8 protein-coding genes are annotated in these 8928 nt (G+C 42.4%); 6 read left to right on the forward strand and 2 right to left on the reverse strand.

Annotation, left to right across the window (positions count from 1 at the left end; all coding sequences use genetic code 11):
• The 4 genes from mgtE to JWQ85_RS21105 all read left to right on the forward strand — a co-directional run.
• Nucleotides 1–1364 (forward strand): magnesium transporter (mgtE, locus tag JWQ85_RS21090; protein ID WP_299471518.1); only part of this gene is annotated, 1364 nt, incomplete at its 5' end.
• Nucleotides 1365–1627: 263 nt separating this feature from the next.
• Nucleotides 1628–2644 carry a biotin synthase BioB gene (bioB, locus tag JWQ85_RS21095; protein ID WP_299471520.1) on the forward strand — a complete coding sequence of 339 codons (1017 nt, stop codon included), beginning with the start codon at nucleotides 1628–1630 and terminating at the stop codon, nucleotides 2642–2644.
• A 67-nt stretch (nucleotides 2645–2711) separates the two neighbouring features.
• Nucleotides 2712–3026, forward strand: a complete 315-nt coding sequence (locus JWQ85_RS21100; protein WP_299471522.1) for a hypothetical protein — start codon at nucleotides 2712–2714, stop codon at nucleotides 3024–3026.
• Between the two features lie 268 nt (nucleotides 3027–3294).
• Entirely contained in the window at nucleotides 3295–4194 is a 900-nt protein-coding gene (locus JWQ85_RS21105) for an S-adenosyl-l-methionine hydroxide adenosyltransferase family protein (protein WP_299471524.1), read from the forward strand.
• A gap of 1 nt (nucleotide 4195) precedes the next feature.
• On the opposite strand, the gene JWQ85_RS21110 is transcribed toward JWQ85_RS21105, so the two are convergent.
• Nucleotides 4196–4477, reverse strand: a complete 282-nt coding sequence (locus JWQ85_RS21110) for a UBP-type zinc finger domain-containing protein (RefSeq protein WP_299471526.1) — start codon at nucleotides 4475–4477, stop codon at nucleotides 4196–4198.
• Nucleotides 4478–4539: 62 nt separating this feature from the next.
• On the reverse strand, nucleotides 4540–5418 hold the full coding sequence (locus JWQ85_RS21115) for a diiron oxygenase (RefSeq protein ID WP_299471528.1): 879 nt from the start codon (nucleotides 5416–5418) through the stop codon (nucleotides 4540–4542).
• Between the two features lie 187 nt (nucleotides 5419–5605).
• Between JWQ85_RS21115 and JWQ85_RS21120 the strand changes: the two genes are divergently transcribed.
• Together JWQ85_RS21120 and JWQ85_RS21125 are read left to right on the forward strand one after the other, a co-directional pair.
• Nucleotides 5606–6862, forward strand: a complete 1257-nt coding sequence (locus tag JWQ85_RS21120) for a putative DNA modification/repair radical SAM protein (protein ID WP_299471530.1) — start codon at nucleotides 5606–5608, stop codon at nucleotides 6860–6862.
• A gap of 1 nt (nucleotide 6863) precedes the next feature.
• Complete coding sequence (locus JWQ85_RS21125; protein ID WP_299471532.1) at nucleotides 6864–7622, forward strand: TIGR03915 family putative DNA repair protein; 759 nt, start codon at nucleotides 6864–6866, stop codon at nucleotides 7620–7622.
• Nucleotides 7623–8928 lie beyond the last annotated feature (1306 nt).

Here is an 8928-nt window from a genome sequence, read left to right on the forward strand (position 1 = left end):
TATTTTGCCTGCATATGCAATCTTTTGAAATAGATAAAACCGACCTGCTTCGCATTAAAACCGCCCTTGAGGGGGATGATGCTGAATTACAGGTGGTTTTGAACGAATACCACGCTTCAGAGATTGCGATATTGTTCGAGAAACTCCCGCAGGAAGCTAAAGAACGGATCATCAATATCCTGCCTACTGACATCGCATCTGAGGTTATCTCTGAAATGACTGAGGAATCGCACCCGGAAGATCTTTTGGTGGGCCTGCATCCCGAAAAACGGTCTGAGATCGTGGAGGAGATGGATTATGACGTGGCTACGGATATTATCTCGCAGCTTGACAAAGAAGATCAGCAGGAAATTTTAGAGGACATTGACCAGGAAGATGCTACCAGCATCCGCGCCCTGTTAAATTATCACGAGGATACGGCCGGTGGTTTGATGAACTCGGAGGTTATCTGCGTAAACATTAACCTGGATAAAAAAGACGCACTGGACGAGATCATCCGCCAATCCGAAGAGATGGAGGAGTTTTATACCATTTACGTGGTAGACGATAATAAAACTTTGCAGGGTATCTTATCCATAAAAGATATTATTAAAGCCCGTGGCGAAGCTAAAGTACGCGATTTGGTACAATCCGACTTTGTATACGTAAAGGCTGAGCTTGACCAGGAAGAGGTTGCCAAGCTTATATCGCAATATAACCTGACCACCATACCCGTGGTTGATGATCATATGAAGCTGCTGGGCCGCATTACAGTTGATGATATCATTGATGTTATGGAGGCCGAGAATACCGAGGATATCTTGAAGATCTCGGGTGTATCAGAAGATGAGGAACTGAGCGGTAACTGGCAGGACGCTGTAAAAAGCCGTTTGCCATGGCTGGTAATTAACCTGGGTACCGCGTTTTTAGCGGCATCCATCATTCGTAATTTTGATGCCACGGTAAAGAACCTGGCTGTTATATCAGCCTACATGACCATTATTGCAGGCATGGGCGGTAATACTGCTACACAGGCATTGGCGGTAACTGTAAGGCGTATCTCGTTAAGCGACCTAAGCGACAGGCAGGCTTACAATACTGTTTTAAAAGAGCTATTAGTGGGCCTGGTAAATGGTGCCTGCAACGGTTTAATTGTTTTTGCAGTGGCCTATTTTTACGATGCCAACCCAATGCTGGGCCTTGTGCTGTTTTTAGCCATGACAGGTAATTTGATCGTAGCCGGTTTAACAGGTGCATCTATCCCGCTGATTTTGAAAAGGGTAGGGATAGACCCGGCCGTGGCATCATCAATCATCATCACTACATTTACAGATTGTATTGGATTTTTTCTGCCATTATGGTTGGCAAGCAAGCTTTTATTATAATTTTGATTTGAGAATATTTTCTCGCAAAAAACACTTGCAAATTATATAGTTTTTTGTCACGCAAAGACGCAGAGACGCTAAGAAAGTGATAGAATGAATATATTAATTAAAAAATGTTTTGCGTCTTAGCGTCTTTGCGTGAAATAAAATTAACACTTTGCTTATTAGCACCTTTGCGTGAAAAATAAAATTGAAATAACTGAAATAGTAAATAATCTTTGATATTTGCGTCTTAGCATAGCTAACAACTAAAATTTGAACTAATGACTGAAGTAAGATACGACTGGACACAGGAAGAAATCTCAAAAATATATCACTCACCGTTGCTTGATCTGATATTCCGCGCGGCAACTATTCACCGTGAGAATGAGGACTATGCCGAGGTACAGATAAGCTCCCTTATCTCGATAAAAACAGGTGGTTGCCCCGAGGATTGTGCTTACTGCCCACAGGCAGCACGTTACAACACTGGAGTTGATGTGCATGCTATAATGCCTAAAGATGAAGTTATCGCGGTAGCACAAAAAGCTAAAGACGGCGGCGCTTCCAGACTTTGTATGGGTGCTGCATGGCGCGAAGTACGTGATAACCGCGATTTTGATAAGGTGATTGACATGGTGAAAGCTGTTAACGCTATGGATATGGAAGTATGCTGCACGCTGGGTATGCTTACCGAAAGCCAGGCGCAACGTTTAGCTGATGCAGGCCTGTATGCTTACAATCATAATTTAGATACCTCTGAGGATGATTATAAGCGTATCATCACCACCCGTACTTATGATGATCGTTTACAAACGCTCGACCATGTGCGTAAAGCAAAGATCTCTGTTTGCAGCGGCGGTATTATCGGCTTAGGCGAAACCGCACAGGATCGTATCTCTATGCTGAAAACATTATCAAATATGCCTAAGCATCCCGAGTCTGTGCCGATCAATGCATTGGTACCGGTACAGGGCACACCACTGGCCGATCAGCCGCGTGTTTCTGTTTGGGATATGGTGAGAATGATAGCGACAACCCGCATAATTATGCCTAAAACGGTTGTAAGGCTTTCTGCCGGTCGTACCGAAATGAGCACTGTTGAGCAGGCTATGTGTTTTATGGCAGGTGCTAACTCTATCTTCGCCGGCGAAAAATTACTAACCACACCAAATCCAACTTTTGATGAAGATATGGCCATGTTCCAGCTTTTGGGTTTAACACCACGTAAGGCATTCAAGAATGGCCGCCCCAATGTTTCAAAAGAGATTAAAGAAATGAGCATTAACGAGGTGATATAATCTTCCTCCGTAAGCTTCCACAAAACAAAAATGCCATGTTATTCTTTTATAACCTAAAAGTATTAACATGGCATTTGATCAATACCACGAGCCGGCCAATGAGCTGTCGGACGAAACCCGGACCTTTGCACGTATGATCGTATCCCTGGGCGAAGAAGCCGAGGCTATCAACTGGTACGAGCAACGCATATCTGTAGAGAAAGACCCGCAGGCTAAAGCCATTATGCAAAACGCCCAGCACGAAGAGTTTAAACACTTTGGTATGGACCTGGAGTTTCTGCTGCGTAAGAAACCCGCATGGCGAGAAACCTTGCAAGCCATTTTGTTTAAAGAAGGTGATATTGTAAAACTGGGCGAAAAAGGAGAAGAAGCTTCGGAATAATTTTCAGATTACTTGCTCCGTAGGAGCAAAAGGTCGGTAGTACAGAAATTGATTGTCCTGCTCTGTGCCGTGGGTACAGAACTATACGCTTGCATAAATAATATCTTAGCTAAAGGTTATGTACCTACGACACATAAATTATGTTACTTGACTTTTTCTACCGACCTTGAACCCCGATGGGGTTTATAAAAGATATGCGTGTGCATAATAATCCCTCGGGATAATTTAACACAACACTTTCGCCCCAAAGTAAACGCAATACTTAAAAATGAAACTCCTAAAAACCTTAACCTTAATATTAATGCTATTTGGCATTAATACATCCTTCGCGCAAAATAAGATCATTGTTTACCAATCAGATTTCGGCCTAAAAGATGGTGCTGTTTCCGAAATGAAAGGTGTGGCCATCGGTGTATCGCCTGATTTGAAACTTTACGACCTTACGCACGAGATCCCCAATTACAATATCTGGGAAGCATCATACCGTTTATTCCAAACCATAAGCTACTGGCCAAAGGGAACCGTGTTTGTTTCGGTAGTTGATCCCGGCGTGGGCACCTCGCGTAAATCAGTTGTATTAAAAACAAATACCGGGCAGTTTATTGTTACGCCTGATAATGGCACGTTAACCCTGGTTGCCGAAACCGATGGCATAGCAGGCTTGCGCCAAATTGATGAAGTAAAGAACCGTCGCCCGGGTTCGGGTAAATCCTATACCTTTCATGGCCGCGATGTTTATTCTTATACCGCCGCGCGCCTGGCTGCAGGTATAATTACCTTTGAACAGGTTGGCCCAGAGTTGCCTAAACAGGTGGTGAAGATTCCTTACCAAAGATCAGTATTTGAAAATGGCAAACTGAAAGGAACTATCGATATCCACGATGTACAGTACGGCAACATCTGGACAGACATCAGCGACGAACTGGTTAAAAAGCTAAACCCCAAATACGGCGATATGCTGCATTTAAAAGTGTTTAACAAAGGAGTACTGGTACACGAAAGCGATGCGCCCTACAGCGAAACCTTTGGCAGCGTACCCGAGGGTAAACCATTAGCTTATCTGAACAGCTTAATGCAGCTATCCTTCGCGCTTAACATGGGCAGCTTTGCAGATACCTATAAAATTGGCAGTGGTAGTGACTGGAGCGTGGAAGTGACAAAGAAGTAGATTAATACTCTACAAACTGCTCATCTACATAACACCAAAGCCAACGTTCGCCGGGCTGGGCCGATGCTATTACCGGGTGGTGATCGGCATGGTAATGTTTAGTCATGTGCTTCTCGTCGCTTTGATCGCAGCATAGCGTAACACCACAGGTTTGGCAGGTACGCAAATGGACCCATTGGGTGCCTTGTTTTATACATTCTTCGCATACATGCTCATCGCTTAGTTTAACCTGGGTAATGGCTTGTAAATGTTCGCAAAAGCTTGGGTCTATGTCGGGCATCATTGTTATTAATTTAAAGCTAAAGATAATAATGCTGATTGAAAACAGGGTTATTTGTAGTGAAATTAAACCTTAGCATTCAGTAACAACCGCCATGCCCAGCGGGTGGCTGTATTAAAACCCTTCCACTCATCTACAAAATCTATAATGTCTTTAAGGCAGGTATCGGCAAATTTTTGTTTAAAGTTGTTGGCGGCTATTTTGTAAACAGCATCCGGGTTGGTTATGCCAATGCGCTCATATATTTCCCTTTTTACATACATGGTACGCACAAATAAAATATTGAACAGTATGATATAACTATACATAGTCCGTTTAATGTATCCCGCTTTTGCTGCGTATGTTTTTAGCAGGCTTTTTGTAAAAAGTATATGCCTGGCTTCTTCAATATTATGCAGGTCAAACATTTTTTTTACAACCGGGTAAACCGTAGGCGATTTCCGGGCATGGTTACCATAAACGTCTGTAACCAGTTCAACCGCTACGCTGCCCATAAAAAGGTAGTCTGCCGGCAGGTATTTATTACTAAACTCACCTAAAAATTTATGTACGCCGTTTTGTGGAATGGGCTTGCCACCTAATTTGGCTATAGCCTGCGCAAACATTTCCTGGTGGCGAAACTCTTCTATCAGCTCCCGCAGCAAAAATTGATGCTCCACCTTATCTGCCGATAAAGTAAGCAGGTGCCTGGTCATGAATACACAAAACAAACCTTCGCCCCAGGCATACGATGCTATTACCTGCACCAGTTCGTGCCGGCCCAATTCCAGCTTTTGGGTGGGGGTAAGGGTATCATAAATTTCAAGGCCTTGTAAGGAGGTTAGCAGTTCGGGCAAAAAAATATCATCAGGCATTGGTTCCAGTTGCCAGGGGATATAAGTTTCGGGCAGTAAAGGGTGTTCCCTGCTTATTTTTATTAAACGCTCAACCTCGCTGGTATCCATTATTTTATGGCGATTCAATCTTTATATAAAGATACTACATGTTTAATAACAAGTATCCTGTTTTGTTTTAAACGATACTTTCCCTTTATTAATTAATATGCTCAATGCATATACTCCTTTTTAGAGTTTAAAATAGTTAATATCGGCACATAAAAATGCTAATTATATTAGTATTTTTGATATTGATATGAATGTAGACAGGATAACGGAGAAGCTGAATATTTTGGCAGATGCTGCCAAGTATGATGTATCGTGTGCAAGTAGCGGCAGCAAGCGTAAAAACGAAAATAAAGGCTTGGGCAATGCCAGTAATGGCATCTGTCACTCGTATACCGAGGACGGCCGCTGTGTATCATTGCTAAAGATCCTGCTCACCAATCATTGCATTTTTGATTGCGCTTACTGTGTATCGCGTAAAACAAATGATATTAAACGTGCCGCATTCACAGTTCAGGAAGTGGTTGATCTCACCATTAACTTTTACCGTCGTAATTATATAGAGGGGCTTTTCCTCAGTTCGGGTATTTTTAAAGATGCCGATTATACCATGGAACGCCTGGTACGTATTGCCAAAAAATTGCGTACCGAACATAACTTTAACGGTTATATCCATCTCAAATCTATCCCCGGCGCCAGCGACGAGCTAATGAACGAGGCCGGCCTGTATGCTGATCGCCTGAGCGTAAACCTTGAAATGCCCACCGAAGCAGGTTTGAAATTGCTGGCTCCTGATAAGAACCAAGCAGATATGATAAAACCGATGGGATATTTAAAAAATGCCATTATCCAACGTACCGAAGAAAAAAGGCTATTTAAAAAAGCCCCGATATTTGCGCCGGCAGGCCAAAGTACGCAGGTTATTATTGGCGCCACGCCCGAGAATGATAGCCAGGTGCTGCGATCTGCCAACTACTTTTATAAGAACTTTAACTTAAAACGGGTTTATTACTCGGGCTATGTGCCGGTACTGGCCGATAGTCGCTTGCCCGCTTTAAATACCAGTGTGCCCATGGTTCGCGAAAACCGCCTTTACCAGGCCGACTGGCTCATGCGCTTTTATGGTTTTAAGGTAAACGAGATCGTGAACGATGCACAGCCACACCTGGATCTGGACATCGACCCAAAACTGAGCTGGGCCATCCGTACTATGCAGGTTTTCCCGATAGATATAAATAAGGCCGATTTACAGTTGATTTTACGTGTACCCGGCATCGGACTGCTATCGGCACAAAAAATTGTGAGCGCCCGCATATTTGGTAAGCTCAACTGGGATCAGTTAAAGAAGATAGGAGTGGCCATTAACCGCGCCAAATACTTTATTACCTGTAATAGCAACGAGTTTGAGCGGCGTGATCTTACGGGTAACAACATCAAGCAATTTATTTTGGCTACATCGCAAAGCAAATATTTGAAGAACACACAAGTACAGCTAAACCTCTTTTAATATGACCACATTAATATATGACGGCACTTTTGAGGGTTTGCTTACCGCGGTGTTTGATGTTTACGATCGTAAGCTGGGTATGGTAAGTCTGCAGAAAACCGGGGTGAATAACAGCGCTTTGTTTGAAGATAGATTGCAGGTAATAACTGATGAAACCCGCGCTAACCGGGTGTTGAAGGGCTTAAAGCAAAAGATCTCATCAATGGGGATCCAGCGTTTGTATGCAGCACATTTGGCCGAAATGGACGGGGAGGAGAACAGCCTGATGGGGTATATAAGATACGCTTTTGATGCCGGGCAAAATATTGAAGAAGATTACGGGAACAGATTTGTGATGCGCGTATCAGAGATGGTACGTATGGTGCGCCGCGAAAAGCATAGGATGGAGGCTTTTATCCGTTTTCAAAAACTAAAGGATGAAACCTTTTATGCTACTATTGAGCCCGACTTTAATGTATTGCCTTTATTAATACGGCATTTTAAAAGTCGCTATGCCGATCAAAAATGGATAATTTATGATATCAGGCGCAATTATGGCATCTATTACGATTTGCACGATACCCAATACATCTCGCTCGATTTTGCGAACGTAAATAAGCCGGGCGATGTAATAGCCGCCTTTACCGAAGATGAAGGCATTTACCAGCACCTTTGGAAAAACTATTTTACCAGTGTAAACATCCCGTCGAGGAAAAATACCAAGCTGCATGTGCGCCATATCCCTAAAAGATATTGGAAACATTTGACCGAAAAAATCTGATTTTTTTGAATCTTACGCCTTTTTAATTTAAGCAATTACACGGTTTTACAGATAGCTGTGGATAAGGGCGATGTTTATAAACCTGTTATTTGCAATATAAATTGCTATATATAACCTGTGGATAAACCTTAAATAAATGTTAATAACGTGTTAAAAAGAAATTTTAAAAAACACTTGACAATAAGGATATTAGTCCCGATATTGTATTTATCAAGAACGACGTACTTTGACAGCCTTACAGGATTACAGAAACTGAATCGGGTGAACCTTCGGGGGAACTAAAGAACAGGGAAGTACCTGAATTACATGAAGGGAATAAAATGCGAAAGTAAGTTATCCCGGAAAGTGATTAGATAGGTATTATAGGCTTTGCAAAACTCTACGGAGAAAGGCAAACAAAATAATGACCTTGAAGCAATCGGCGTTAGCGTAACAAAGAGACATCGGCATTCATAAGAATAAAGAGGATCAGCGTTGCACGAATAACGACAGAGTCGACTTCCCCAAGGGAGAAGGACAATATCAATATTCGCAGATGTAATGACTCATCAGCACTCGCAAGAGGAAAGAAGAACACATGCGGAACGAATTTGAAGGCGTCACATCCGCAAGGAGACAGACAAAATCAGCAGACGTGTTAACAATTGAGAATCGGAATTCATTTGAATAAAGAGACATCAGCGTTCGCAACAACAAAGAGGAGATCGGGTCGGTTAATTTTACACAAAACTTGATGCTTTATGATGGCTATGGTCATTCATAAAGTTTGGAAAACGGAAGTCATTTCGAAAGAAGAGGCTTTCGTTTTCCTATTTTAAGGGGTTTTTTATTCTTCAAAATACGCGCCTGTGCGATTCCTTCTCTGGGAAGGAGGAAGAAGGGGTTTAGCCGCTTTTATAAATCCGTAAAGTCAACGCCCTTGCTTGACTTTATATTTATAAATACATTCATCATCTACGCTGAATGTATTTTTGTTTACGAGAGCGTGGACGCTCTCTACTGTATTCATTCAAGCGACGCTTGAACGGGCGTGGTTCACTTAAATTTATAGCTCCAGAGGAGCATCCTGTTTATAGACGTAAGAAAATTCTGTCCTGGCTCCATAGGAGCCTCCTGATTAAGCTGAAAGTATTTTAATGCGTTTGCACTGCTGAGGAGGGCTTTGAATGAGGCTTTTCCATCCAAAATACCTAATTTAGCCTTGATGATGGAATCTACAGGAAAAACAGACGGAAAGAAGAAAATATTTGTGCTGGATACCTCGGTTATACTTTATGACCACAACGCCTTTGAGAATTTCCAGGAA

It is taken from the genome of Mucilaginibacter sp., assembly GCF_028288105.1.
Taxonomy (GTDB): Bacteria; Bacteroidota; Bacteroidia; order Sphingobacteriales; family Sphingobacteriaceae; genus Mucilaginibacter.